This window comes from Mesorhizobium sp. M1C.F.Ca.ET.210.01.1.1, assembly GCF_004791585.1.
Lineage (GTDB): Bacteria > Pseudomonadota > Alphaproteobacteria > Rhizobiales > Rhizobiaceae > Mesorhizobium.
The window spans coordinates 426,201-426,545 of record NZ_SRUU01000001.1 but is presented as its reverse complement, the minus strand read 5'-3'; the positions used below and the strand labels follow the sequence as shown (position 1 = coordinate 426,545).

1 tRNA gene is annotated in these 345 nt (G+C 58.8%); it reads right to left on the bottom strand.

From position 1 onward, the window contains the following. Nucleotides 1-253 precede the first annotated feature (253 nt). Nucleotides 254-330, bottom strand: a tRNA-Met gene (locus EN853_RS02155). Nucleotides 331-345: the final 15 nt, after the last annotated feature.

Genomic DNA, 345 nt, shown 5'->3' with positions numbered 1-345 from the left:
AGGCCCGGTCAATAACGTCACATGGCTCATGCTGTGCTGCTAACTACGCTCGTAAGGACGACCTTAAGAGCGCAGCCTCGCTACCATGCCATGCTCGCGCAAGGCGGCCCTCGCCGGAGGCGTACAGTGCTACCACTAGGACTTGCAGCCTTCAGCCTACCTCAGCAAGGCGGCCGTCACCGTGGGGATACGTTGGAAAGAACGTAGGGCGACAAACGAAAACGGCCCGCGAGATGCGGGCCGTTTTTGTATTTGGTTGCGGGGACAGGATTTGAACCTGTGACCTTCAGGTTATGAGCCTGACGAGCTACCGGGCTGCTCCACCCCGCGTCAACGATAGAGGTA